30 protein-coding genes and 2 tRNA genes are annotated in these 24,701 nt (G+C 64.8%); 16 read left to right on the forward strand and 16 right to left on the reverse strand.

Features of this window, described 5'->3' with window-relative positions; translation table 11 throughout:
* Nucleotides 1-2 precede the first annotated feature (2 nt).
* From QRN67_RS27840 to QRN67_RS27865, 6 genes are all read left to right on the forward strand, one after another.
* Entirely contained in the window at nt 3-947 is a 945-nt protein-coding gene (locus QRN67_RS27840) for an alpha/beta fold hydrolase (RefSeq protein ID WP_285414559.1), read from the forward strand.
* Entirely contained in the window at nt 944-2,029 is a 1,086-nt protein-coding gene (locus QRN67_RS27845) for a tartrate dehydrogenase (protein ID WP_285414487.1), read from the forward strand. Before QRN67_RS27840 ends, QRN67_RS27845 begins: the two co-directional genes overlap by 4 nt.
* Nucleotides 2,030-2,249: 220 nt before the next feature.
* The gene (locus tag QRN67_RS27850) at nt 2,250-2,522 is read left to right on the forward strand and encodes an HU family DNA-binding protein (RefSeq protein ID WP_007830705.1); all 273 of its coding nucleotides are present in this window, start codon (nt 2,250-2,252) and stop codon (nt 2,520-2,522) included.
* A 30-nt stretch (nt 2,523-2,552) separates the two neighbouring features.
* A tRNA-Val gene (locus QRN67_RS27855) sits at nt 2,553-2,628 on the forward strand.
* Between the two features lie 77 nt (nt 2,629-2,705).
* The gene (locus QRN67_RS27860) at nt 2,706-4,628 is read left to right on the forward strand and encodes a SurA N-terminal domain-containing protein (protein WP_285414490.1); all 1,923 of its coding nucleotides are present in this window, start codon (nt 2,706-2,708) and stop codon (nt 4,626-4,628) included.
* Between the two features lie 115 nt (nt 4,629-4,743).
* The gene (locus QRN67_RS27865; protein ID WP_106933870.1) at nt 4,744-5,418 is read left to right on the forward strand and encodes a histidine phosphatase family protein; all 675 of its coding nucleotides are present in this window, start codon (nt 4,744-4,746) and stop codon (nt 5,416-5,418) included.
* A 27-nt stretch (nt 5,419-5,445) separates the two neighbouring features.
* Here QRN67_RS27865 and QRN67_RS27870 read toward each other — a convergent pair whose 3' ends face one another.
* Complete coding sequence (locus QRN67_RS27870) at nt 5,446-5,790, reverse strand: hypothetical protein (protein WP_285414491.1); 345 nt, start codon at nt 5,788-5,790, stop codon at nt 5,446-5,448.
* Nucleotides 5,790-6,038, reverse strand: a complete 249-nt coding sequence (locus tag QRN67_RS27875) for a GlsB/YeaQ/YmgE family stress response membrane protein (protein ID WP_081268666.1) — start codon at nt 6,036-6,038, stop codon at nt 5,790-5,792. The genes QRN67_RS27870 and QRN67_RS27875 overlap by 1 nt, the downstream gene beginning before the upstream one ends.
* Nucleotides 6,039-6,115: 77 nt before the next feature.
* Between QRN67_RS27875 and QRN67_RS27880 the strand changes: the two genes are divergently transcribed.
* From QRN67_RS27880 to QRN67_RS27890, 3 genes are all read left to right on the forward strand, one after another.
* The gene (locus QRN67_RS27880; RefSeq protein WP_285414492.1) at nt 6,116-6,820 is read left to right on the forward strand and encodes a YbhB/YbcL family Raf kinase inhibitor-like protein; all 705 of its coding nucleotides are present in this window, start codon (nt 6,116-6,118) and stop codon (nt 6,818-6,820) included.
* Between the two features lie 85 nt (nt 6,821-6,905).
* A tRNA-His gene (locus QRN67_RS27885) sits at nt 6,906-6,981 on the forward strand.
* A 272-nt stretch (nt 6,982-7,253) separates the two neighbouring features.
* Nucleotides 7,254-7,598: an H-NS histone family protein gene (locus tag QRN67_RS27890; protein ID WP_081268668.1), complete on the forward strand. Its 345-nt coding sequence runs from the start codon at nt 7,254-7,256 to the stop codon at nt 7,596-7,598.
* A gap of 90 nt (nt 7,599-7,688) precedes the next feature.
* Here the strand turns inward: QRN67_RS27890 and QRN67_RS27895 are convergent, their stop codons facing one another.
* Nucleotides 7,689-8,675 carry an NADPH:quinone oxidoreductase family protein gene (locus QRN67_RS27895; RefSeq protein WP_081268669.1) on the reverse strand — a complete coding sequence of 329 codons (987 nt, stop codon included), beginning with the start codon at nt 8,673-8,675 and terminating at the stop codon, nt 7,689-7,691.
* 127 nt (nt 8,676-8,802) lie between these two features.
* Between QRN67_RS27895 and surE the strand changes: the two genes are divergently transcribed.
* The 5 genes from surE (at nt 8,803) to rlmD (ending at nt 13,773) form a co-directional block, all read left to right on the forward strand.
* Nucleotides 8,803-9,561, forward strand: a complete 759-nt coding sequence (gene surE / locus QRN67_RS27900) for a 5'/3'-nucleotidase SurE (RefSeq protein ID WP_106933873.1) — start codon at nt 8,803-8,805, stop codon at nt 9,559-9,561.
* A 1-nt stretch (nt 9,562) separates the two neighbouring features.
* The gene (locus QRN67_RS27905) at nt 9,563-10,336 is read left to right on the forward strand and encodes a protein-L-isoaspartate(D-aspartate) O-methyltransferase (RefSeq protein ID WP_285414493.1); all 774 of its coding nucleotides are present in this window, start codon (nt 9,563-9,565) and stop codon (nt 10,334-10,336) included.
* A gap of 11 nt (nt 10,337-10,347) precedes the next feature.
* Nucleotides 10,348-11,265, forward strand: a complete 918-nt coding sequence (locus QRN67_RS27910) for a peptidoglycan DD-metalloendopeptidase family protein (RefSeq protein ID WP_285414494.1) — start codon at nt 10,348-10,350, stop codon at nt 11,263-11,265.
* 121 nt (nt 11,266-11,386) lie between these two features.
* Nucleotides 11,387-12,295 carry a sigma-70 family RNA polymerase sigma factor gene (locus tag QRN67_RS27915; RefSeq protein ID WP_503010950.1) on the forward strand — a complete coding sequence of 303 codons (909 nt, stop codon included), beginning with the start codon at nt 11,387-11,389 and terminating at the stop codon, nt 12,293-12,295.
* A 41-nt stretch (nt 12,296-12,336) separates the two neighbouring features.
* Entirely contained in the window at nt 12,337-13,773 is a 1,437-nt protein-coding gene (rlmD, locus tag QRN67_RS27920; RefSeq protein WP_285414497.1) for a 23S rRNA (uracil(1939)-C(5))-methyltransferase RlmD, read from the forward strand.
* Nucleotides 13,774-13,832: 59 nt separating this feature from the next.
* On the opposite strand, the gene QRN67_RS27925 is transcribed toward rlmD, so the two are convergent.
* The gene (locus QRN67_RS27925; protein WP_081268675.1) at nt 13,833-14,534 is read right to left on the reverse strand and encodes a Bax inhibitor-1/YccA family protein; all 702 of its coding nucleotides are present in this window, start codon (nt 14,532-14,534) and stop codon (nt 13,833-13,835) included.
* A 177-nt stretch (nt 14,535-14,711) separates the two neighbouring features.
* Between QRN67_RS27925 and QRN67_RS27930 the strand changes: the two genes are divergently transcribed.
* Nucleotides 14,712-15,119 (forward strand): GlcG/HbpS family heme-binding protein, encoded by a 408-nt coding sequence (locus QRN67_RS27930; RefSeq protein WP_081268676.1) that lies wholly within the window; start codon nt 14,712-14,714, stop codon nt 15,117-15,119.
* A gap of 187 nt (nt 15,120-15,306) precedes the next feature.
* On the opposite strand, the gene hemP is transcribed toward QRN67_RS27930, so the two are convergent.
* The 12 genes from hemP to bfr all read right to left on the reverse strand — a co-directional run bounded on the left by hemP (nt 15,307) and on the right by bfr (nt 23,786).
* Nucleotides 15,307-15,516 carry a hemin uptake protein HemP gene (gene hemP, locus QRN67_RS27935; RefSeq protein ID WP_081268677.1) on the reverse strand — a complete coding sequence of 70 codons (210 nt, stop codon included), beginning with the start codon at nt 15,514-15,516 and terminating at the stop codon, nt 15,307-15,309.
* 94 nt (nt 15,517-15,610) lie between these two features.
* Complete coding sequence (locus QRN67_RS27940) at nt 15,611-16,024, reverse strand: ExbD/TolR family protein (RefSeq protein WP_081268678.1); 414 nt, start codon at nt 16,022-16,024, stop codon at nt 15,611-15,613.
* Between the two features lie 5 nt (nt 16,025-16,029).
* Nucleotides 16,030-16,743: a MotA/TolQ/ExbB proton channel family protein gene (locus QRN67_RS27945; RefSeq protein ID WP_081268679.1), complete on the reverse strand. Its 714-nt coding sequence runs from the start codon at nt 16,741-16,743 to the stop codon at nt 16,030-16,032.
* Between the two features lie 22 nt (nt 16,744-16,765).
* Nucleotides 16,766-17,455 (reverse strand): energy transducer TonB, encoded by a 690-nt coding sequence (locus tag QRN67_RS27950; RefSeq protein WP_454907834.1) that lies wholly within the window; start codon nt 17,453-17,455, stop codon nt 16,766-16,768.
* Between the two features lie 113 nt (nt 17,456-17,568).
* On the reverse strand, nt 17,569-17,841 hold the full coding sequence (locus QRN67_RS27955; RefSeq protein ID WP_081270483.1) for a (2Fe-2S)-binding protein: 273 nt from the start codon (nt 17,839-17,841) through the stop codon (nt 17,569-17,571).
* A gap of 114 nt (nt 17,842-17,955) precedes the next feature.
* Nucleotides 17,956-18,633, reverse strand: coding sequence for a Fe2+-dependent dioxygenase (locus tag QRN67_RS27960; protein WP_285414500.1), 678 nt, complete (start codon nt 18,631-18,633; stop codon nt 17,956-17,958).
* A gap of 94 nt (nt 18,634-18,727) precedes the next feature.
* Nucleotides 18,728-20,098 carry a sulfite reductase subunit alpha gene (locus QRN67_RS27965; protein ID WP_285414501.1) on the reverse strand — a complete coding sequence of 457 codons (1,371 nt, stop codon included), beginning with the start codon at nt 20,096-20,098 and terminating at the stop codon, nt 18,728-18,730.
* The gene (locus QRN67_RS27970; protein WP_285414502.1) at nt 20,095-20,997 is read right to left on the reverse strand and encodes an FAD:protein FMN transferase; all 903 of its coding nucleotides are present in this window, start codon (nt 20,995-20,997) and stop codon (nt 20,095-20,097) included. The genes QRN67_RS27965 and QRN67_RS27970 overlap by 4 nt, the downstream gene beginning before the upstream one ends.
* A 116-nt stretch (nt 20,998-21,113) precedes the next feature.
* Nucleotides 21,114-21,923 carry a DUF4198 domain-containing protein gene (locus tag QRN67_RS27975; RefSeq protein WP_285414503.1) on the reverse strand — a complete coding sequence of 270 codons (810 nt, stop codon included), beginning with the start codon at nt 21,921-21,923 and terminating at the stop codon, nt 21,114-21,116.
* Nucleotides 21,924-21,977: 54 nt separating this feature from the next.
* On the reverse strand, nt 21,978-22,478 hold the full coding sequence (locus QRN67_RS27980; protein ID WP_409196358.1) for a DUF2271 domain-containing protein: 501 nt from the start codon (nt 22,476-22,478) through the stop codon (nt 21,978-21,980).
* A gap of 66 nt (nt 22,479-22,544) precedes the next feature.
* Entirely contained in the window at nt 22,545-23,189 is a 645-nt protein-coding gene (locus tag QRN67_RS27985) for a PepSY-associated TM helix domain-containing protein (RefSeq protein WP_285414504.1), read from the reverse strand.
* 120 nt (nt 23,190-23,309) lie between these two features.
* Nucleotides 23,310-23,786, reverse strand: coding sequence for a bacterioferritin (bfr, locus tag QRN67_RS27990; protein ID WP_081270476.1), 477 nt, complete (start codon nt 23,784-23,786; stop codon nt 23,310-23,312).
* 261 nt (nt 23,787-24,047) lie between these two features.
* Between bfr and ahpC the strand changes: the two genes are divergently transcribed.
* Nucleotides 24,048-24,611: an alkyl hydroperoxide reductase subunit C gene (gene ahpC, locus QRN67_RS27995; RefSeq protein ID WP_007830764.1), complete on the forward strand. Its 564-nt coding sequence runs from the start codon at nt 24,048-24,050 to the stop codon at nt 24,609-24,611.
* Nucleotides 24,612-24,701 lie beyond the last annotated feature (90 nt).

Genomic DNA, 24,701 nt, shown 5'->3' on the forward strand with positions numbered 1-24,701 from the left:
TGATGGCGGCGAGGGCGCAACGCACAATCGCCGACGTGACAACCTCGTTCCTCTCCTTCCCCACTTTCGACATTGCGCGCGACGGCGTGCGCATCCACGGCCGCATCGGCGGGCGGGGTGCGCCGCTGCTGCTGCTGCACGGTCATCCGCAGACGCATGCGATCTGGCACCGCGTGGCGCCGGCGCTGGCCGAGCGCTTCACCGTGGTCGCCCTGGACCTGCGCGGCTACGGCGATTCGGGCCGGCCGGCGGCCGATGCCGAGCACAGTGTCTACAGCAAGCGCGAAATGGCGCTCGACGCGCTCGCCGCCATGCGGCACCACGGCTTCGAGCGCTTCGGCGTGCTGGCGCATGACCGCGGCGCGCGCGTGGCGCATCGGCTCGCGGCGGACCATCCGGCGGCGGTCGAGCGCATGCTGCTGCTCGACATCGCGCCCACGCTCGCCATGTACGAGCAGACCTCCGAGGCGTTCGCCAAGGCCTATTGGCACTGGTTCTTCCTGATCCAGCCGCCGCCGCTGCCCGAGTCGCTGATCGCCTCCGACCCGGTGCGCTACGTGCGCAGCGTGATGGGCGGGCGGCATGCGGGACTGGCGCCGTTCGCGCCCGAGGTGCTTGCGGAATATGAGCGCTGCGCCGGCATCGCGGGCACGGCCGAATCCATCTGCGAGGACTACCGCGCCTCCGCAACGATCGACCTCGTCCATGACCGTGCCGACATCGCGGCCGGGCAACGCCTTGCACAGCCGTTGCGCGTGCTGTGGGGCGAGCATGGCGCGGTCGGCAAGGCCTTCGACATGCTGGCGCTGTGGCGCGAGCGCGCGGCCGAGGTGTCTGGCCATGCCCTGCCTTGCGGCCACTACGTTCCCGAGGAGGCGCCCGACGCATTGCTGGCCGAGGCGCTCGAATTCTTTTCCCTTCCCCTACAAGCAGGAGCCACATCATGAGCACCCAGAGAATCGCAGTCATCGCCGGCGACGGCATCGGCAAGGAAACCACGCCCGAGGGCCTGCGCGTGCTCGAGGCGGCGGCCACCAGGTTCGGCATCGACCTGAAGTTCGACCACTTCGACTTCTCGAGCTGGGACTACTACGAGAAGCACGGCCAGATGCTGCCCGACAACTGGAAGGACCAGATCGGCGGCCACGACGCCATCTTCTTCGGCGCGGTCGGCTGGCCCGAGAAGATTCCCGACCACGTGTCGCTGTGGGGCTCGCTGCTGATGTTCCGCCGCGAGTTCGACCAGTACATCAACCTGCGCCCGGCGCGCCTGATGCCCGGCATCATCGCGCCCGTGGTGCGGCGCGACGGAACGCCGCGCGAGCCCGGCGAGATCGACATGTACATCGTGCGCGAGAACACCGAGGGCGAGTACTCCAGCATCGGCGGGCGCATGTACCAGGGCACGCCGCGCGAGATCGTGGTGCAGGAAACCGTGATGTCGCGCGTGGGCGTCGACCGCGTGCTGAAGTTCGCATTCGAGCTCGCGCAGTCGCGGCCCAAGAAGCACCTGACCAGCGCCACCAAGTCGAACGGCATCTCGATCACCATGCCCTACTGGGACGAGCGCGTGGCCGAGATGGGCAAGAACTATCCGGGCGTCACGCTCGACAAGTTCCACATCGACATCCTCACCGCGCACTTCGTTCAGCGGCCCGACTTCTTCGACGTGGTGGTGGCGAGCAACCTGTTCGGCGACATCCTGTCGGACCTGGGCCCGGCCTGCACCGGCACCATCGGCATCGCGCCGAGCGCCAACCTCAATCCCGAGCGCACCACGCCCTCGCTGTTCGAACCGGTGCACGGCTCGGCACCCGACATCGCGGGCAAGGGCATCGCCAACCCCATCGGGCAGATCTGGTGCGGCGCGATGATGCTGGAGTTCCTCGGCCACAAGCAGGCGCACGATGCCATCCTGTCGACCATCGAGAAGGTGCTCGCGCCCCAAAGCGGAGCGCCGCGCACCCCGGATATCGGTGGCAAGGCGAGCACCTCGGACCTTGGCAAAGCCATCGCAGAAGCGCTTTGAACCGCAAGGGAAAAGGAGTTCACGAAAGGCCCCTAAAATCGCGCGCTCCGCTGATCGGCAAGGCGCCGTGTCTTATTGACACCCTGCAGACCAGTGGTTGTAATCCTCGCTGGCAGTGCGCTGCCGAGGCGTCAGGCCTGCCAGGTTCTTGAGTCGCACACACCGCGGCCAGGTCGCAGCTGACGAAAGCCGACCAACTTTTTTTCTACAAGGGGCCCTTGTGAACAAGACCGAACTGATTGAGCACATCGCAAAGAACGCCGACATCTCCAAAGCCGCAGCGACCCGCGCGCTCGAATCCACGATCGGCGCCATTCGTACCACGCTCAAGAAGGGCGGCTCTGTTTCGCTCGTCGGTTTCGGCACTTTCGCAGTCGGCAAACGCGCTGCCCGCACGGGCCGAAATCCCCGCACCGGCGACGCGATTAAAATCAAGGCCGCCAAGATCCCGAAGTTCCGTCCAGGCAAGGCGCTGAAAGACGCGCTGAACTAAGGCGTTAGACTCGGAGAACAAATTCCGGTGGGGTGCTTAGCTCAGTTGGTAGAGCGGCGCCCTTACAAGGCGTAGGTCGGGGGTTCGAGCCCCTCAGCACCCACCACCACCAGATGCAAAGGCGAACCGCAAGTTCGCCTTTTTTATTGCCGTCCGACAGCCGTCGAAAAAGAGTGTTCAAGCATGTTTGAAGCCTTCCGCAAGCACACCAAGATCGTGATGATTTTCTTGTTCTTGCTGATCATTCCCTCGTTCGTGTTCTTCGGGGTCGAACGCTACCAGGGGTTCGGCGGGGACGAGAAGGTTGCGCGCATCGAAGGTCATGACATCACTCGCCCCGAGTGGGACCAGCAGCACCGCGTCGAAACGGACCGCATCCGCCAGCAGTCTCCCAACGTCGACCCGACGCTGCTCGAGTCCGATGCGCTGCGCTACGCCACCCTGGAGCGCATGGTGCGCGACCGCGTGCTGGCGGCAGCTGCTTCCAAGGCCAACATGACGGTGTCCGAAGACCGCCTCTCGCGCATCTTCGCGCAGGACCCCGGCCTGGCCTCGTTCCGCACGCCCGACGGCAAGTTCGACCGCGATACCTTCCAGCGCGTGACGGGCCGCACGCCCGAACAGTACGAAGCTTCCGTGCGTGCCGACATGGCAACGCAGCAGGTGATGCTGGGCATTTCGGGCACGGCCTTCACGCCGCCGGCACTGGCCGCCACCACGATCAACGCCTTCTACGACAGCCGCGAAATCCAGGTCGCGCGCTTCAGCCCCGAGACCTTCGCGTCGAAGGTGACGGTGAGCGATGCCGACATCGAGACCTACTACAAGGACCACTCGGCGCAGTTCCAGGCACCGGAGCAGGCCAACATCGAGTACCTGGTGCTCGATCTCGACGCCGCCAAGAAGAACATCAACGTCAGCGAGGCCGATCTCAAGTCCTACTACGACCAGAACTCCGGGCGTTTCGGCACGAAGGAAGAACGCCGCGCGAGCCACATCCTGATCACCGCGCCGTCGAGCATGCCCGCAGCCGACCGCGCAAAGGCCAAGGCCAAGGCGGAAGAACTGCTGGCCGAGGTGAAGAAGGCGCCGAACACCTTCGCCGACGTGGCGCGCAAGAACTCGCAAGACCCGGGCTCGGCAGAGAAGGGCGGCGACCTCGACTTCGTCACCAAGGGCGCGATGGTCAAGCCTTTCGAAGACGCGATGTTCTCGCTCAAGAAGGGCGAGATCAGCAACGTGGTCGAAACCGAGTTCGGCTATCACATCATTCACCTGACCGACATCAAGCCCGCAGTGGTGCCGCCTTTCGAACAGGTGCGCGCGACCATCGAGAACGAGGTGCGCTCGCAGCAGGCCACGCAGGAATTCGCGAAGGCGGCCGAGGTCTTCACCGACGCCGTGTACCAGACGCCCGACAGCCTCAAGCCCGCGGCCGAGAAACTGAAGCTCACGATCCAGACCGCCAACAACGTGGCGCGGGCGCCCGTGCCGGGTGCCAAAGGCCCGCTGGCCAGCCGCAACTTCCTGAACGCGTTGTTCGCTCCTGATTCGCTGCAGCGCAAGCAGAACACCGAGGCGATTGAAGTCGGCTCGAGCCAGCTCGCATCGGGCCGCGTGACGACGTACACGCCGGCGCATCCTGTGCCGCTGGCCGAGGTCAAGGACAAGATCCGCGCTCAGATCGTCAACGAGCGTGCTGCTGTGCTGGCCAAGGCCGAGGGTGAGGCAAAGCTCGCCGCATGGACGGCCAAGGCCGACGGTGCGACCTTCGGCGCGCCCATGACCGTGTCGCGCCGCGATGCGGCATCGCAGCCGCTGCCGGTGATCGACGCCGCGCTGCGTGCCGACGCCGCCAAGCTGCCGGCGCTGGTTGGCGTGGACCTGGGCGCGCAAGGCTATGCCGTGGTTCGCGTGACCAAGGTCGTCCCGCGCACGCCGCCGCCGGCCGAACTCGCGAAGCAGGAGCAGGCGCAGGTCGGCCAGTCGGTGGCCGCCGCCGAAGACGCCGCGTACTACGACATGCTGAAGGACCGGTACAAGGCCCAGATCCTGGTGCCCAAGCCGGCGGACCCGCTGCCTGGCGCAGCAGCAGCCGGTCGCTGACCCGCAGCAAGAGTCTTCTCGACGCAAGATACGGCCCGAGCCCATGGCTCGGGCTTTTTCGTTTTGGTCGCACGAGGGACAAGCGGCGAACACGCTTCTTGCCAGAATCCCGCACATGGGAACCCTCTATCTCGTGCGCCACGGGCAAGCCAGCTTTGGTGCCGCCGACTATGACAATCTGAGCGAACTCGGACACCGGCAGTCCGTTCGGCTCGGCGAGTACTGGCGCGAGCGCGGCATGGCTTTCGATGCGGTGATCACCGGCACGCTCAGGCGCCATCGCCAGACCTGGGAAGGCATCGCCAAGGGACTGGGCCTTTCGCGCGACGACGTGCTGCCGTGGCCCGGGCTCAACGAGTACGACAGCGAGGCCGTCATTGCCACGATCCATGAAGGCAAGCTGGAGAAGCCCGATTCACCCGAGATGTACCGTCATCACTTCCGCTTGCTGCGCGAAGGATTGGGCGCCTGGATGCAGGGCAAGACCAAGCCTGCGGGCATGCCCAGCTATGTCGACTTCCTGGCGGGCGTGACCACGGCGCTCGACCACGTGCGCGACAAGCATCACGGCGCGAGAGTGCTGGTGGTGTCCAGCGGCGGCCCGATCAGCACCGCCGTCGGCCATGTGCTGGGGACGAGCGCCGAGACCACGATCGAACTCAACCTGCGCATCCGCAACACTTCGGTCACGGAATTCGCGTTCACCCCGAAGCGGCACATGCTGGTCACCTACAACACGCTGCCGCACCTGGACGGCCCGGCTTACGAAGACTGGGTGACCTACGCCTGAGTGCCTGGTCGTGGTGCGCGGGCTGGCTCAGGCCTGCCATACGCCGTAGCCGGCCTTGCGCAGCATGATGCCGAGCTCGACTTCCATCGAACGGGCGTCTTCATACGGCATCGGGTTGTAGCGCTCGTAGAGCGCGGGCAGCAGGCGCAGGCCAAATTCCTCGACGAAGCTGTTGGCCTGGATGCCGGCCTTGTGCTTGTCGAAGCGGATGTCGGGGTCAAGCCCTGTCATGCCCACGTAGACGAACGGCTTGCCGAGTTGGTAGTCGGGGTTGGCACGACGAAAGCGGCCGTTGTTCCAGACGCGGTCGTCGAGTTCGACCACATAGACGTGGTGTTTTGCGCGTGGTTTGCGGGGTGCCCGCGGCGGCATCAGCTCTTGCGCTTGATCAGGCCGTAAAGAATCAGCAGCACGATTGCGCCCAGCACCGAAGCGATGAAGCCGGCGCCCTGTCCGGCGATGTACCAGCCCATCGCCTGGCCCACGTAGGTTGCGATCAGCGAACCGGCAACGCCGATGATCGTGGTGATGATGAAGCCAGCGGAATCGTCCCCCGGCTTGACGGCGCGCGCCACCAGACCCACGACGAACCCGATCAGAATAGTCCAGACGATGCTCATGAAATTCCTTTGGAGGTGAGTGGCAGTGGCGAAAGCCGGGCGGTACGCGCGGCCCTCTTTCATGATAGCGGAGCGATGTGGAGCACCGCGACACCGAGGGCGCGCGGCGTCCTACAGGAGGCGACGCAGGGCGGCGGTATACCCGTCGCATGCTGGAAAAATTGCCTGATGTCATTGGTCACGCGCTGCAGGGCGTTCGCGCGGGGCTGGACAACATCGTTTTCAACGCGCTCGGCATGCGGGAGGGCATGGCCACCATCGCCGTCACGAGCATGGCGTTCGTGGACCATGCGCCGATTCCCGCGCGCTACACCGCCGACGGGGAGGGCGTGTCGCCGCCCCTGCAATGGACGGATCTGCCTGCGGGCACCGCTGCGCTGGTGCTGATCGTGGAGGACGCCGATTCGCCGACGCCCAACCCGCTCGTGCATGCCATCGTCGTGGGGCTGCCGCCCGAGAGCGGCTCTATTGCCGAAGCTGCCATACCGAGCCCGGACAACGATGGCGCCGGCCTGCATGTCGGACGCAATTCGGCATTGCAGGCGATGTGGCTGCCGCCCGATCCGCCTCCGGGGCATGGAGAGCATCGCTATGCATTCCAGGTGTTCGCGTTGAGCGAGTCGCCCGAGTTCTCCGATACGCCCGGCCGGGAAGAGGTTTTCGAAGCCTTGCGCGCGAGCGCCATCGCCAGCGGCCTGCTGATCGGCACCTGCGAGCGGCCCGATGGCTCCATCAAGATCGAGGAAAGCGCGCCCGCCACAGGTCCGCTGGCGGCGGGTTGAGATGCACGAATGCGACTTTCGAGCAATCGAGTTGAAGTCGATCGTCAAAACGACGATTTTTAACGCTACAATCTGAGGCTCTGCGGTGGCTGTAGCTCAGCTGGTAGAGTCCCAGATTGTGATTCTGGTCGTCGTGGGTTCGAGTCCCATCAGCCACCCCAAAATATCTCCTTTGCGCTATTGCTCAATAGCAATCAAAGGATTACACCGCCGGACTTGCTCCGGCGTTGTCATTTCCGGCACCGTTTTCTGCGGCGCGCCATCTCTCATTTTCCCCCGCTGATTCGCATATCCCGTCCCGGGTTGGCGCAACTTTACGTTGCGAGTTGTTGCATTAAAGCAATGAACTGCAGGTTTTTTGATCCCGAGGCACGTGCGTGACAAATGTAAATTGAATTAAAATCCGCTCGTTTTCAATTTCAGGAGTCCAACAATGGCTTCGACCCTCGCAGATATCAATTCCCAGATCAAGAAGCACGACGAGCAGATTGCGCAATTGCGCAAGCAGGCTGAAGACCTGCGCAACCAGGAGCGCGCTGGCGTGATCGAAGAGTTGCGCAAGAAGATTGCCGAATATGGGTTGACGGCTTCTGATCTGAAACTGACGGGCCGCGCCACCGCCGCCAAGCGCAGCACTGGCGCCGCCCCGGCAAAGGCAGCCGCCAAATACCGCGGTCCGACGGGCGAAACCTGGTCCGGTGGCCGGGGCCGCAAGCCGCGTTGGGTGACTGAAGCGTTGGCAGCCGGCAAGTCGCTCTCCGATTACGAGATCAAGTAAGTGCCTGCGCTTTCGGTGGCAGGCAACTGCCCAATAAAAAAGCCCGCATCCGCGGGCTTTTTTATTGGGCGATGACGCGCTGCAGTCCGGTCAGTTGACCATCACGAGTTTGCCTTTGACGCCGCGCGAACCCATGTGGGCATAGGCGGCCTTCAATTCCGCCATCGGCATCGTGCTGTCGATCACCGGCTTGATCTTTCCCTGGCCGTACCACTGAGCCAATTCGGCCATCATCTGTGCATTGGCCTTGGGTTCGCGCTTGGCGAAATCGCCCCAGAACACGCCGACCAGGGAGGCGCCTTTCAAGAGCGTCAGATTCAATGGCAGCGACGGAATGGGCCCGGATGCAAAACCCACCACCAAATAGCGGCCCCGCCATCCGATCGAGCGAAATGCCGGCTCCGCAAAATCACCGCCGACCGGGTCATAAATGACATCCGGGCCTTTGCCGTCGGTCGCGGCCTTGATGGCATCGCGGAAACCGTTGGGCAGCGCGTGCGTGGTGTAGTTGATCGTCGCGTCGGCACCAATGGAGCGGCAGAGTTCACATTTCTCGTCGCTCGATGCAGCTGCAATGACCTTGGCGCCCGCGGCCTTGGCAATCTGGATGGCCGCCGTGCCCACGCCGCCAGCGGCGCCGAGCACCAGCACGGTTTCGCCGGCCTTGAGCTGGGCGCGGTCCATCAGCGCATGCCACGAGGTTGCATAGATCATGATGAAAGCGGCCGCGTCGACATACCCGAAGCCTTCCGGCAGCGGCATGCACAGCGCGGCGGGTGCCAGCGTGTGGGTGCCGAATCCACCAGTGCCTGACAGGCAGGCCACGTTCTGGCCGACCTTGAGGTGGGTGACGCCTTCGCCGACCGCCTGCACGACGCCTGCGTACTCGGAACCCGGCACGAAGGGAAGCGGCGGCTTCATCTGGTATTTGTTCTGCACGATCAGCAGATCGGGAAAATTAAGGCTGGCCGCCTTGATCTCGATCAGCACCTGGCCGGGGCCCGGGGTCGGTGTCGGCAGTTCCTTCCAGGTCAGCGCATCGACGCCGGTGGGGTTTTCGCAAAGCCATGCGTGCATGCTCGGGTCTCCTTCGTGTGAGTCGGGTGAGGGCAATGAATGCGGGCGATGATAGGGGGCGCGGCAAGGCGGCCTTGTCCCTGCTGCGACGCACCCGGCGCCTACAATCTGGCGCATCCAGGACACCATGAAGATACTTATTTCCAACGACGATGGCTTTCAGGCGCCCGGCATCGTCGCTTTGCACGACGCGCTGAAGGACATCGCCGACGTCGAGGTGGTGGCCCCCGAACACAACAACAGCGCCAAGTCGAACGCGCTCACGCTCGCAGCGCCGCTCTACGTGCGCGAGGCGCACAACGGCTTTCGCTACGTGACCGGCACGCCGGCCGATTGCGTGCACATCGCGCTCAAGGGACTGCTCGACTACCGGCCCGATCTGGTGGTCTCCGGCATCAACAACGGTGCCAACATGGGCGACGACACCATCTATTCGGGCACTGTCGGCGCGGCGATGGAGGCCTATCTTTTCGGTATTCCGGCCATCGCCTTCTCGCAGATCGAGAAAGGCTGGGCCCACGTCGATGCGGCAGGCCAGGTGGCGCGCCGGCTGGTGCAGCAGATCGAGCGCGAGCGCATGCTCGGCGGCGCGCCGTTCCTGCTCAATGTGAACGTGCCGAACCTGCCGTTCGACCAGCTCAAGCCGGTCAAGGTCTGCCGCCTTGGCCGCCGGCACGCGGCCGAGAAAGTGATCACGCAGGACAGCCCGCGTGGCGAAACCATGTACTGGATCGCCGGCGCGGGTGGCGCAAAGGACAGCGGCGAGGGCACCGACTTCCACGCCACCGCTGCGGGCCACATCGCGCTGACGCCCTTGCAGATCGACCTGACCGACCACGCCAACCTCGGCCAATGGCGCGAGACGGTGGCCCGTCTCGGCAACTGACATGGCCACGCAGCGGCCCGGTTTCCCCGTTCGACTGACACCCACAGCTTCTGCCGCCACGCGCGGGCGCATGCCCGCCGTGCCGGTCAAGCCCATGGTGCCGTCCACTCCCTCCATGGCTTCGGACGCGGTGCGCGCACGCATGGTGCAGAAGCTTGCGGCCCAGGGCATCTCCGATCCGCGCGTGCTCCGCGCGATGGGCGCCGTGGAGCGGCATCGCTTCGTCGACAGCGCATTGGTCAACCAGGCCTACGAAGACACGAGCCTGCCCATCGGGCTGGGACAGACCATCTCCAAGCCCAGCGTGGTGGCCCGCATGATCGAACTGCTGCTCGGCGCCCCGGCGCTGGTCGGCAAGCCGCAAGACAAGCTGGGCCGCGTGCTGGAGATCGGCACCGGCTGCGGCTATCAGGCTGCGGTGCTCGATCATGTGGCCGCCGAGGTCTACAGCATCGAGCGCCTGCGCGGTCTGCACGAGCGCGCACGCACGAATCTGCGGCACTTCCGCCTGGCCACGGTGCACCTCATGCTGGGCGACGGAATGATCGGCTATGCCAAGGGCGCGCCGTATGCCGGCATCATTGCCGCGGCGGGTGGCGAGGCCGTACCCGAAGCCTGGATCACGCAACTCGCGGTAGGCGGCCGCATCGTGGCGCCGACGCATTCCGCGAACGGCGGTCAAGCACTTGTCGTCATTGACAAGACCCCGCGGGGGTTGGAGCGGCTCATTCTTGAGGCGGTCCACTTTGTCCCCCTAAAATCGGGGATTGCTTGAAGGAATAACAAATGCAGGGTATTGGCAATCGGAGTTGGTTCGCTGGCATCACGTTGGCTTTTGTGCTCGTGATCGCGGGCTGTTCCACGCCGCGTGGGCCGGCGCCGGTCGAAGACCGCGGCACCATGACTCGCGCCCCGGCCCCCGGCACGGTTCCTGGCGGCCCGCCGATCACCACCGACGCGAACGGCAAGCCGCTTGCCGGCATTGAAAACTACGGCAAGCCCGGGTACTACGCAGTGCGTCCGGGCGACACGATTCGCCGCATCGGCATCGAGACAGGGCAGCGCTGGCAAGACATCGTGCGCTGGAACAACATCGACAACCCCGACCTCATCGAAGTCGGCCAGGTGCTGCGTGTAATTCCCCCGACCGGCTCGGGTACTTCCGTCGCCGCAGCGCCTTCGTCTTCAGCAAACAGCGGTTCCGAGGGCGCGGTCACCAAGCCCGTGACGCCGCCTCCCGTCATCGCGCCGGTAACACCCCCCACCGGCGCAAGCAAGCCGCCGGCTCCCGTCACTGCATCTCCGGCAGGTCCGGGCAGCGGCGCGTCGGGTGACGAAGACCTCGGCTGGATCTGGCCCGCGAGTGGTTCGCTGATCGCAGGCTTCGACGAAGCCAAGAACAAGGGCTACGACATCAGCGGCAAGGCGGGCGACCCGGTGCTGGCCGCCGCCGATGGCCGCGTGGTCTACGCCGGCGCCGGTCTTCGCGGCTACGGCAACCTGATCATCCTGAAGCACAACAACACCTACCTGACCGCGTATGCGCACAACCAGGCGCTGCTCGTGAAGGAGGACCAGTCGGTTCAGAAGGGCCAGAAGATCGCCGAAATGGGCAGCAGCGATTCCGATCGCGTCAAGCTGCACTTCGAGATCCGCCGCCAGGGCAAGCCCGTCGATCCCTCGCGTTACCTGCCCAGCCGGTGATGCCATGGCTGCCTCCCGCCCCCGCCGCACGCCGCCTGTGCGCGGGTTGGCGGGCAAGGGCAGCGCGTTTCCGCCTTCCGCGGACCCTGCCGGCGAGCCACCCGAGCAAGACCTGCGCTCGATGGAGGGCACGGCCGCACAGCCCAATGGTGCGACGGCCGATTTGATCGGTGGTGAGGGCGCCGACGCCCTCACCATCTACCTGCGCCAGGTTCGCCGCACCGAACTCTTCACTCCCGCCGAGGAGTACCAGGCCGCATGCGCCGCGCGGGCCGGCGACTTTGCCGCGAGGCAGTCGATGATCGAGCACAACCTGCGGCTCGTCGTGAGCATCGCCAAGGGCTATCTCGGGCGTGGCGTGCCAATGTCCGACCTGATCGAAGAAGGCAACCTGGGGCTGATGCATGCCATCAGCAAGTTCGAGCCCGAACGCGGCTTTCGCTTCTCCACTTACGCGACCTGGTGGATCCGCCAATCGGTCGAGCGCGCCGTCATGACGCAGGCACGGGCGATCCGCTTGCCGGTGCATGTGGTGCGCGAACTCCAGCAGGTTCTGCGTGCCCGGCGCACGCTCGAAGGCGACGCCGAGTTCCTCGCTCGCCGACCCGACGGCGTGCGCGTGGAAGACATCGCCGCGCTGCTCGGTCGCGACGTCCAGGCGGTGGCCGACCTGTTGGCTCTGGCGGAGGCGCCGCGCTCGCTCGACGCGGGCGATGCGCGCGGCGACGACGGCTTCACGCTGGCCGACACCGTGGCCTCCGACGACGAACAAGGCAGCCCCAGCAGCACCACGCACGCGCACGAAGTCGAGCGCCTGCTCGACCAGTGGGTGCATGCGCTCGACGCGCGCGAGCGGGAGGTGCTGGAGGGCCGCTATGGCCTGCACGACCGCGAGCCCGAAACCCTCGAGGTGCTGAGCGTCCGGCTGGGTCTCACGCGCGAGCGCGTCAGGCAGATCCAGAACGAGGCGCTGGCCAAGATGCGCCGCCAGCTGGCGCGCTCCGGGGTCGGGCGGGACGCGCTGTTCTAGGTGCTTTCAGGGCGCTTCGCCCGCGCTGAGACAATCGGGGGATGACGGAATCCATCGAAGAAAAGAAAGTCCCCACGAATCCCGGTGAAGAATGGTTGCAGGTCGAGTCGCTCGACCTCGACGCACAGGGCGTATCGCACAAGGCCGACGGCATGGTCGTGTTCATCGAAGGCGCATTGCCCTTCGAGGAGGTGCAGTTCAACGTCCATCGCCGGAAGAACAACTGGGAGCAGGGCACGGTCACGGCCATCCGCCGTGAATCATCACAGCGCGTGCGCCCGGGCTGCCCGCATTTCGGCCTGCACACCGGCGCCTGCGGCGGCTGCAAGATGCAGCACCTGGACCCGGCCGCCCAGGTGGCCGTGAAGCAGCGTGCGCTGGAAGACAACCTGTGGCACCTCGGCAAGGTCAAGCCCGAGAACCTGCTGCGGCCGCTCGAAGGCCCGGCGTGGCATTACCGCTATCGCGCGCGGCTGTCGGTGCGGCACGTGGTGAAGAAGGGCACGGTGCTGATCGGCTTCCACGAGCGCAAGAGCCGCTACCTGGCCGACATGCAGGTGTGTCCGGTGCTGCCGAAGCAGGTCAGCGAAATGCTGATGCCGCTGCGCGCGCTGATCGGCTCGCTCGACGCGCGAGATACCTGCCCGCAGATCGAACTCGCCTGCGGCGACGCACCGGACTCCACCAGGCTCGGAACCATCGCGCTGGTGCTGCGGCACCTGGAGCCGCTGTCGCGTGCCGACATCGACCGCCTGAAGGCCTTTGCAGCGCAGAACGAGGGCGTGCAATGGTGGCTGCAGGCCAAGGGGCCTGACACGGTCAAGCTGCTCGAGGAGGGCGGCACGCCGCTGGCTTACCGGCTGCCCGAATTCGGCGTCACGATGCCTTTCAAGCCAACCGATTTCACGCAGGTCAATCCGCACATCAACCGAGCGCTCGTGGGCAAGGCGCTGCGCCTGCTCGACGTGCAGCCCGACGAGCGCGTGATCGACTGGTTCTGCGGCCTCGGAAACTTCACGCTGCCGCTGGCGAGCAAGGCGCGCGAGGTGCTGGGCATCGAGGGCAGCGACACGCTGGTGGCGCGCGCCACCGACAACTACCGGACCAACCAGCCCGCGACCTCCGCCCGTCGTGCGCTGTCACCCGCAAAGTTTGTCGCGCGCAACCTGTTCGAAATGACGCCGGCCATGCTGGTTGCAGACGGCAGCGCCGACAAATGGCTGGTCGATCCGCCGCGCGAAGGTGCGTTTGCGCTGGCCAAGGCCATGGCCGACCTGCATCAGCAGCCCGAACTGCGCACCGACGGCTGGACGCCGCCGAAGCGCATCGTGTATGTGAGCTGCAATCCGTCGACACTGGCGCGCGATGCCGGCCTGCTGGTGCACCAGGCGGGCTACCGCTGCACCTTCGCGGGGGTGGTCAACATGTTCCCGCACACGGCGCACGTCGAGTCGATCGCGGTGTTCGACCTGGAATGAAAAAAGGGCCCCTCGCGGGGCCCTTCTTCCTGGCGGGCGGCCCTCTGGGGGCCTATAGCTCAGTCGCGTTCGCCACCGAAGATGCCCAGCAGGGCCAGCAGGCTCTGGAACACGTTGAACAGGTCCAGGTAAAGCGCGAGCGTGGCAGTGATGTAGTTGGTTTCGCCGCCGTCCATGATCTGCTTCAGGTCATAGAGCATGTAGGCCGAGAAGATGCCGATGGCGGCCACCGAGATGACCAGCATGCCGGTGCTCGAGCCCACGAACACGTTGATGATGGCGCCGAACATCAGCACCATCGCGCCGACGAACAGGAACTTGCCCATGCCCGACAGGTCGCGCTTGATGACCGTGGCCAGCGAGGCCATCACGAAGAACACGCCGGCGGTACCGCCGAAGGCCGTCATGATGAGTTCCGAGCCGTTCTTGAAGCCCAGCACCATCGCGATCAGGCGCGACAGCATCAGGCCCATGAAGAAGGTGAAGCCCAGCAGCACCGGCACGCCGGCTGCGGAGTTCTTGGTCTTCTCGATAGCGAACATGAAACCGAACGCGCCGCCGAGGAACACGATGAGGCCGAGGCCGCCCGTGAGCGAGCGTGTGATGCCGGTGCTGACGCCGACCCAGGCGCCCAGCACGGTGGGCAGCAGGCTGAGCGCGAGCAGCCAGTAGGTGTTGCGCAGCACGCGCTGGCGTTCTGCCTGGGCCAGCGGCTGGCCGTAGCCTGTGGAGGTGTCGAGGGTGGTAACGCGGTCGTTCATGGCCGGAGCTCCTGTGGTTGCTGCTAAGACGCAGTTGGGGCGCATTCTAGGGGGCTGCAAGAGCAGGTTTCGATAAAGACCGTATGCAGGATGTTCCCAAGCTTGGCACCTGCCCGAAGGCACTGCTGGCTGCGTGGCCGTTATGCTGTGGGGTTTTTACGCAACCTGAGCCAAACCATGAAGACCAAGTCATTCCTCGAACTCGCCGACGTCAAGACCATTGCCGCAGCGGCAGAAGCCGAGGCGCTCAAGAACAACTGGGCTGTCACCATCGCCATTTCGGACGACGCCGGCAACCTGCTCTGGCTGCAGCGCCTGGACGGTGCCGCTGCTCTGTCTTCGCACATCGCCCCCGCCAAGGCCCATACGGCTGCCATGGGCCGCCGCGAGAGCAAGGTCTATGAAGACATCATCAACGGCGGCCGTACCGCATTCCTGACCGCGCCTGAAGTGCAGGGCCTGCTCGAAGGCGGCGTGCCGATCGTGAAGGACGGCCACGTGATCGGGGCAGTCGGCGTGAGCGGCGTGAAGTCGAATGAAGACGCGCAGATCGCCAAGGCGGGTATCGCGGCGCTCGGCCTCTGATTCTTTTCGGAATCGCATAAAGCAAAACGCCGACTTCAAGGTCGGCGTTTTCTTTTTGAAGGCTTCAGCGTGAAAAAAAGCTTGGCTAGTCGGCGAACCGTTGGCTAGCAAAAAAACGACCCTTCGGAGATGAATCTCCTTGAGTCGCCCCACGATGAAACTTGCGCGAGGGGCGGGCTGAACGACCTTACTTGGTCAGGATCAGCTTGCCGAGTTTGGTGGCTTGAAGCCGATAGAGGGAACCGTTGTGCATGATGCCCACGGTCTTGCTTCCCTTCAGAAGCTCCGTGCTTTCGACCATCGGGACCGGACGCGTTGCCTGGATCGAATGGCCGCCACCCGACTGGTCGAGCGAAGGATGGTTCAGAACAGAAAAGGCGTTGGGGGTGGCTGGCATTTGAAGTTCCCTTATCGAAGCGATGACTGAATGATAATGATTCGCAATAAAAAATCAATAGCCGCGATCAACTTTTTTTCGATCGCGATTCAGCTCACTTCGTATCGGGCTCCGTGATGAAGCCGATCTTGCGCACGCCGGCTTCGCGAGCCTCGGACATGGCCTTGGCCACGCGCTCGTAGCGCACGGCCTTGTCACCGCGGATGTGCAGTTCGGGCTGAGGGTCCTTGGCGGCTTCGGCGGCCAGGCGGCCTGGCAGCTCGCTGTCGTCGATCTTCTGCTCGTTCCAGTAGTACTCGCCATTGGCCGTGATGCTGAACAGGATGTTCTGCGGCTTGGGCTGTTCCGGCTCGCTGGTTGCGCGCGGCAAGTCGATGTTGACCGCGTGCTTCATCACCGGCACGGTAATGATGAAGATGATCAGGAGCACCAGCATGACGTCGACCAGCGGCGTCATGTTGATCTCGTTCATCACCTCATCGGGCTCGTCTTGGGTTCCGAAAGCCATGATGCTCAGCCCTTCTTGAGCGGAACCACGATCGCTTCGGTGCCGCTCTGGACGCGGGCGCCGGTCACGAAGTAGGCGTGCAGGTCGTGCGCGAAGGCGTTCAGCTTGGTCAGCACGAACTTGTTGCCGCGCACCAGCGCGTTGTAGCCGAGCACCGCGGGAATGGCCACCGCCAGGCCCAGCGCCGTCATGATCAGTGCCTCACCGATCGGACCGGCCACCTTGTCGATGGTCGCCTGGCCGGCTGAGCCGATACTCATCAGCGCGTGGTAGATGCCCCAGACCGTGCCGAACAGGCCGATGAACGGCGCGGTCGAGCCGACAGACGCCAGGATCGCCAGGCCGGTCTGCAGGCGAGCGGTGAATGCGTCGATGCCGTTGCGCAGGGAGCGCGTGATCCAGTCGCTCACGTCCAGCGCGTCATGCAGATGGGCCTTGGTGTTGCGGTGGTGCGCCGCGGCTTCTCGGCCTTCGAGGGCCAACGCGCGGAACGGGTTGCTGTCGTCCTTGCCGAGCTTGTTCAACGCGGTCGCGAAGTCCTCGCTGTGCCAGAAGTCCTGCGAGTGCTTGGCAAGGCGCTTGTAGCGGATGACGTCGAGCGCCTTGATGATGATCACGATCCATGACGCAAGCGACATGCCGATCAACAGCACAGCCACGGCCTTGGTGACGAAATCGCCTTGGTTCCAGACGTTCATCAAGCCAAATTGGGAATCCATACGAAGTTGCTCCAGAGAAAAATTAGTTCAGAACGTAGTTGACGGGGGCGTCATAGGACATGGCCTGCACCACTCCATTGACCTTGCCGGGAACGAACCGGCATTTCAGGATGTATTCCACGGCGGCTTCATCGAGACGGTCGAAGCCGCTGGATTTCTTGACCTCGGCGCTCTTGGGCAGTCCGTCGACGCCGACGAGCACCCGCACGATGACCTTGCCCTGTTCGCCGAGCCGTTTGCTCATGGCCGGGTAGGTGGCCTTGGGGTTTTGCAGATAGTCGGCGTTGCTCGACGGCAACTGCACGGCGGGCGGTGCCGGCGGAGCAGGTGGCGGTGCGGGCGGCGCTGGGGGCGCGGGCGGTGCCGGCGGAGCGGCCGGGGGCGGCGGCTCCGTGACGCCGACAGGTGCCTGGGGTGCCGGAGTGGGCTTCGGCTCGCGAATGGCCTGGGGGCGCGGCGGAGGCGGCGCCTTCGTCACCTTGGGCTGAGGCGGCGGCGGGGGTGGAGGAGGGGGATCGGCCTTCGGTTTCGGCGGCTCGACGAACTGGCTCAGGATCTCGACCGGAATCACCACTTCGGCAGCGCGCCGGAGCAACCCGCTTTGCAGTGCCCAGAGCGCGGCCGCATGAAAAACGATGACGCTGCCGGCAATGACGACATTGCGGGAAAGGCCGAGGACGGAGGGGGGAGGGGCAAAGCGATCAGACACGATCAAACATTCGAATGCGGGCACTCAAGAAAGTGCCACGATTGCAGCAAAACCGCTACGAAGACGCTAACTGCGCTATTTTCGGAAAATCCACCAGACCGAGCCTGCGACCAGGATCAGGCTGCCGCCGAGTGCCGAGACGAGTTCCATGCCTTGCTTTCCTTGATGGAGTTGGCAAGCTGGATCGCCCTCGGACCCGGTTCGCAATTCAAGGCGGCGACCGGGTGCGAAGCGCTGCACTGCGCGACGATATCGCGCGCACAACCTTCACACTGGCCACACTGGGTGGCCACGCCGAGTTCGAATTGGACTTCGTCGAAGGTCATGCCCGCGCGCACGTGACGTGCGATTTCGCGGTCGGAGACTCGGCGGCAGACGCAAACGATCATGGCGGTGAAAGCGGCAGTTGGCTGGCTGTTGGATGTGGCTGATTATAAATAAGAATTTATCGCATTTGCAATAACTATGGTGTTACCGATTTCTGCAACACCCGCTTTCAGGCGTCAGACGTCCGACCAGAGCCGCAGAAGATTGTGATAGTGGCCGGTGAGCGCCACGGTTTCCTCGCACTCGCCAAGCCGCGCCCGCAGCTTCTGGATGCTCTGGTCCAGTTCGAAAAGCATGCCGCGCTGCTGGTCGCTGCGCACCATGCTCTGCAGCCAGAAGAACGAACAAACCCGCGCGCCCCGGGTAACGGGATGCACCCGGTGCAGGCTGCTGGCCGGATAAAGAATGAGATCGCCGGCAGGCAGCTTCACTTCGTGCGAGCCGTAGGTGTCGATCACTTCCAGTTCGCCGCCGTCGTAGTCCTCCGGCTCGCAGAGAAAGAGGGTGCAGGACAAGTCGGTCCGCAGCTGCTCCCCGCCGGGCACGGCTCTTACCGCACCGTCGACATGCACCCCGTAGTTCTCGCCGCCTTCGTAGCGGTTGAACAGCGGCGGCACGAAGCGCAACGGCAGCGCGGACGAGAAGAAGAGGGCATTCCGGGCCAGCGCCGCCAACACCGTCTTGCCGAGCTCGCGGCCGACCGGCGATTGTTCCGGCAACTGCCGGTTGCGCTTGACCTGGGCACCCTGGTCGCCGACGGTCTCGCGGCCATCGGTCCATGGGGCGGCGTCGAGCGCGGCGCGCATCTGGCGAACCTGGTCGGGGCTCAGTACCCCGGGCACATGCAGCATCATTTGTAGGGAATCCCGCAGTCAAAAAAGCTCCGGCATGGGCCGGGGTTCCAGTGTCGCACCGCCTCGGACGAGCCCGGCTGCGGCGGCCGATCGTTCAATAGACGTCGCGACGGTAGCGTCCGCTCGCCGATAGCTCACTGACCAGGTCCTCGCCTGCGATCTGTCGCAAAGCGGCGTCCACGCCCGAGGCCATGCCTCGCAGGCTCCCGCAGACGTAGATTGCCGCACCGTCCTTCAGCCACTGCAGCAAGGTGTCGGCCAATTGCAGCAGCCGGTGCTGTACGTAGAAGCGCTCCGGCTGGTCACGCGAGAACACCATGTCGAGGCGTCGAAGCACGCCCTGCGCCTGCCAGGCGTCGATTTCGGCGCGGTAGAGAAAGTCGTGGGCTTGCTGGCGCTCGCCGAATACCAGCCAGTTTTCGTGCTGGCCCGCGGCGGCCCGTGCGCGCAGGTGGGCGCGCAGCCCCGCGAGGCCCGTGCCGTTTCCTATGAGGATCAGCGGCCGGGCGTCGTTGCCATCGAGGCGAAAGCCGCGATGTGGCCGCAGGCGCACGGCCACGCTGTCACCGACCGCGAGGGTGGACGTGAGCAGGCCCGACGCGGCGCCCAGCGTGCCGTCGGGATGCTGTTCCTGCCGCACGAGGAGTTGCAGTTCGCCGTCGGAATGCAGGGACGAGATCGAATAGTCGCGAGGATGCGAGGGATCGCTCGCGACCGCCACTTGCGCCAAGTCGCCGGAGGCCCATTGCGGCATCGGACCGGCCTGAGGCACCAACCCCAGATGAAAGACCGGGGCGCCGGCGCTGCCGGGGTTGAGCAGTTCCCGGCTGGTCAGCCGCCATTGCGCGAAGGCGCTGCCTGGTTCTTCGGCGGAGGGCGCGGCATCCGCCGAAGAACCCCACCGGGCTTGCCATACGGCCAGTGCGGCCGGATCGCTGTTGTCGACCTCGAGACGCTCGAACTCGCGCTCGGCGCCTGCCGCTTGCAGCCATTCGTCAAGCGCACGCCCGAAGCCGCAGAAGTTGGCGTATTGCCGGTCACCCAGCGCCAGCACAGCGTAGCGGAGCGACCCCAATGGCTGCGGCGAACCCATCACTTGCTCGCAGAAGACGCTGGCGCCGTCGGGCGCATCGCCTTCGCCGTAGGTGCTTGCGATGAAGACGGCTTTGCGGGCGGCGACGAGGGTCGCGACATCGAGCGTGTTCATCTCCATCACCCGCACACCAGTGCCGGCCGCTCGCAACTGCCTGGCCGTCTGCCAGGCGATGGTTTCCGCCTGGCCTGTCTGGCTCGCAAAAACCACAAGCGTGGGCGGCTCGTCGCGGCTGCCGGCCGACAGCGCGGCGGCGGCACGCAAGGCAGCCGCTTTTCTGCGGCGCTCGCGCATATAGATGGCGGTGCACAGCGCGCCATAGGCGATCACGGAAGAGCTCGCGCCGAGCGCGCGCCAGGCGGCCTCGTTCATGACCGGGCTTGTGCGGGCCAGTCGCTCGTGGCTCGCATAGTGGGCGATGGATTGCCATGACTCACGAACAACGCGGCAACACCGTGCTGTTCCGCAAAGCCCCACCCCTCGTCGGGCCCCAGCACGGTCAGCACGGTGGCCAGTGCGTCGGCTTCCATGCACTGCGCATGCAGCACGGTGACGCTGGCCAGCGCATGGGCGACCGGCTCCCCGGTACGCGGGTCGATGGTGTGCGACCAGCGCTTGCCTTCGTGCGCCCGCTGGTGCCACCGGTCGCCGGAGGTCGCGGCAGCCATGTCGGCCAACGCGATGCGCTGCCCGGCTGCAAGGCCGGTGTCGACCTGCACCTGCCACGGCTGCCCGCCGGGACGCCGCCCGACGCCCCGCAGTTCGCCGCCTATTTCAAACAGGAAATCGGCGAGGCCCAATGCCTGCAGCGCCTGCGTGCCGTGATCGACCGCGAAGCCCTTGGCGATGCCGGAAAGGTCGAGCGCCACGCCACCCGGCTGCGTCAGCGAGCCTTCGGCTGCATCGAAGGCCAACCGCTGCCAGCCGACCTGCGAGCGTGCCGCGGCAAGAGCCTGCGCGGAAGGCAAGCCGGATTCATCCGCCGAGGGCCCGAAGCCCCAGCAGGCGACAAGAGGCCCCACCGTCGGATCGATTGCCCCGCCGCTGGCAGCTGCCCAGCTTGCCCCGCAGCGCATCACCTCGGCGAACTCCTTCGGAAGCACATGGCGCGACCGGGCGGGCGCACGGTTGATCCGGCTGATGTCCGAATCCTGTTCCCAGTGGCTCATCTGCGCGACCACGACGTCCAGCGCGCCCTCGACAGCCGCGCGTACCGCCGCCAGCGGCAGCATCCGCGGGTTGTCGAACCGCAGCGACCATGTGGTGCCCATCGTCCGTCCGGCCAACTGCTGGAGACTGGCAGGGTCGGCGGGGCGAGGGACGGCGGCGTTGGCGTAGCCGCCGGCGCGCCAGGTGCTGAACGAAAGTCCCAAGGGCGCTTGCCGCGTCAGGGCATCACTTCGAGGGTGGCGGCGTAGCTCAGGCGGCGTTCCTTGGCTTGTGGCACGGTGGTCTTGTTGTCCTTGGTGCTGGCGTCGAGCCAGTACATGCCGGCGGCCGGCCAGGTCACGCTGAACTGTCCCTTATCGTCGGTCTTGAGCTTGATTTCCTCGAGCTTGTCTCGGTACTGCGTGTTGCCTGCCGTCACGGTCACTTCGAGGTCTTTCGCGGGCTGGCCGTCGAGGTTGAGCGTGAAGGTGGCTTTCTCGCCCTTGGCCAGGTCGGTCGGGCTGCCGGCGGAGACCAGTTCCAGGCCCTGGCCAACCGGCCTGAGCGCCGAAGGCTTGCCGACGGTCACGAAGGTCTCGATGCGGCCGGACGACTGCGTGATCGTCACTTCCGTTGCATCGGCCGGTACTTCCTTGGCAATGCTCTCGGCCGTGCCGCGTGCGCGCCTGGTCTGGCCGGTGGCCTTGTCCTTCCAGCTCGCGAACGCGCCGGCGTTGACCACTGCGATGCGGTAGGTGCCGGTCTGTGCCACGTTCACGTCGAACACGTTGCGCAGCTTGAGCTTGGCTTCGGCCTCGGGCTTGACGGTGCTGCCGTCGGGCGCGGTGATCTGCAGGCCGTCCAGGCGCAGCGGCGCGTGGTTGGCGACGAACAGGTCGTTCGACACCGCGGCGTCGACCGAAACGGTGTCGGCCTTGGAAAACACGGTGGACGAGGGCAGCAGCCAGGCGTTGTGCGCCTGGGCGAGCGAGGCGATGGCGCTGAGGGCGATGGCGAGGCTGGCGGCGCGCAGTGTGAGGTGGGTCATGTTGGCGAATCCTTGGGTGACGGGCTGGCGATGAAGACGGTAGGGTGGGGCCGCTCAGGGCTTGAGTTCGAGCTTGATCTCGCCCAGCTCTTCCTTGCCGGAAGCGGTCGGCTGCGCGGCGGCGGTCGGCGGCCACTGGAAGGGAATGCTCACGACTTCGCGGCCGCCCACTTCGCGCGCGGCCTCCACCACAAGCTTGTAGGCGCCCGGCGCGAGCTTGGGCATCTGGGCCGAGCCTTCGGTGAAGCTCAACTGATGCTTGCCGGCTGGTTTGGTCGCGCCCGTCACGCCGTCGACCGGCACCGCGAGTTCACGGCCGCCGCGGCGCCACCACTGGCGCAGGTCCTTCAGCCACTTCGTGCCTTCGCCCTCGGGGTTGTTGGTCTTGGTGCGCACGTCGTACCAGACGGCCAGCGTGCCGGCGACCGTGTTGTCGGCGCGTTCGATCCAGGTCGCAACGTAGGGGCGGTGGTACTCGGAGACATTCAGACGCGGAATCTCGATATTGACCGCCAGCCCGGCTGCGAAGGCCGGAGCCGCGAACAGTGCCGACATGGCAAGCGGCGCGAGTGAGTAGCGAACGTGCACGGGAACCTCTTTTTTGTGAAAACGACGGATGGATCAGTGAATGAACAGCAGCGCGAGCAGCACCGGCACCACCAGTCCCATGCCCACCATCGGCCAGGTGAACGGACGGTTGCCGGCGTGCATCTTGAGAATGAACAGGCCGGTGATCGAGAAGACCAGCGCGGCGCCCGCGAAGATGTCGATGAACCAGCTCCAAGCAGCGCCGGTGTTGCGGCCCTTGTGGAGGTCGTTGAAGTAAGAGAGCCAGCCGCGGTCGGTGCGCTCGTATTCGATCTCGCCGTCGGCCAGGTTCAGGCGCAGCCAGGCGTCGCCGCCTGGGCGCGGGAGCGAAAGATAGATTTCGTCGTCGGACCACTCGGCGTCGCGGCCGGCGGTGGCGATGTCCCAGTGCTGTTGGACCCAGGCCTGGAGTTCCAAGGGCAGGGGGGCCTTGCCCTTCTCGGCCTTGGCGGCTGGCAACTGCTTTTCAAGCTGCGCGCGCAAGGCTTCGTCGACCGTGCCGCTGAGCCTGGTGACGGCCGGCTTGGCCTCGATCTGACCGGCGTGATTCAGCGTGAAGCCCGTGACGCTGAACAGGATCATGCCGATCAGGCAGATCGCGGAGCTGACCCAGTGCCATTCATGCAGGGTCTTGAGCCAATAGGCGCGGCGTCGGTTGTCAGGGCGGGCGGCAGTCATCGAAGGCGCGGATTCTATCTGCGCAAATGAGAATGACTGCTAATTGAGGTCGGTTAAGTTACGTAAAGCAATAAAAAACGGGACCGAAGTCCCGTTGGCTGGCAAGCGCGGAAGCCTTGCTTATTCGAGTTCGCCCATCTGCGACTGCAGGTAGTTCTGCAGGCCGACCTTGTCGATCAGGTCGATCTGGGTTTCGAGGAAGTCGATGTGCTCCTCGGTGTCGTCCAGGATCTCCTGCAGCAGATCGCGCGAGACATAGTCGCGCACCGATTCGCAATGCGCGATGCCGTCCTTGATGGTGGCTTGCGCGCCGGTTTCGGCGCCGAGGTCGCAACGCAGCAGCTCCGGCACGTCTTCACCGATGTTCAGCTTGCCTAGGTCCTGCAGGTTCGGCAGGCCGTCGAGCATGAAGATGCGGTCCATCAGCTTGTCGGCGTGCTTCATTTCGCCGATCGATTCCTCGTATTCCTTCTTTGCCAGCTTGTCCAGACCCCAGTGCTTGAGCATGCGGTAGTGGAGGAAATACTGGTTGATTGCGGTCAGCTCGTTTTTGAGCTGCGCCTGCAGATGTTCGATGACCTTGGGGTCGCCCTTCATGACTTTTTCCTTGTTCTGAAAGAGGGGATTGTCAGAGGAGCGGACGCGCGCTTGCAAGCAATCCCATGCTGCGCCGGTCTGCATGCGTGTGATGCTGATACACGTTCGTATTGGTTTACATCCGACGGCGTTTCGCAGCCATCGTGAACATAGCAAGCTCCAATACTTTTAATAGTTACCAACTATTGATTGTGTGCGATTGGTAGTTATACTAATGGCTCGCACTTATCTTTGTCCAACCGCAGCATCTAAGGAATTTCAATGTCCCTGATCAACACCCAAGTCCAGCCCTTCAAGACCCAGGCCTACCTCAACGGCAAGTTCATCGATGTGTCCGACGAGACGCTCAAGGGCAAGTGGTCTGTGCTGATCTTCATGCCGGCGGCGTTCACCTTCAACTGCCCGACCGAAGTCGAAGACGCGGCCGACAACTATCCCGAGTTCCAGAAGCTGGGTGCCGAGGTCTACATCGTGACCACCGACACGCACTTCTCGCACAAGGTCTGGCACGACACCTCGCCGGCCGTCGGCAAGGCCAAGTTCCCGCTGGTGGGCGACCCGACCCACACGCTGACCAACGCTTTCGGCGTGCACATCCCCGAAGAAGGCTTGGCGCTGCGCGGCACCTTCGTGATCAACCCTGAAGGCATCATCAAGACGGCCGAAGTGCACTCCAACGAAATCGCCCGCGACGTCAAGGAAACCCTGCGCAAGCTCAAGGCAGCCGTATACACCGCCGCCCACCCGAACGAAGTGTGCCCGGCCAAGTGGAACGAAGGCGACAAGACGATCGCTCCGTCGTTCGACCTCGTCGGCAAGATCTAAGCATCCCGGTGCGAAAGCCCGGGCGCTCACGAGGCCCCGGGCTTTTTTGTCCCCCAGTTGATAGTTTCCAGTTATCGAAAGAGAGTTCCT

The organism is Variovorax sp. efr-133-TYG-130 (genome assembly GCF_030208835.1).
Lineage (GTDB): Bacteria > Pseudomonadota > Gammaproteobacteria > Burkholderiales > Burkholderiaceae_C > Variovorax.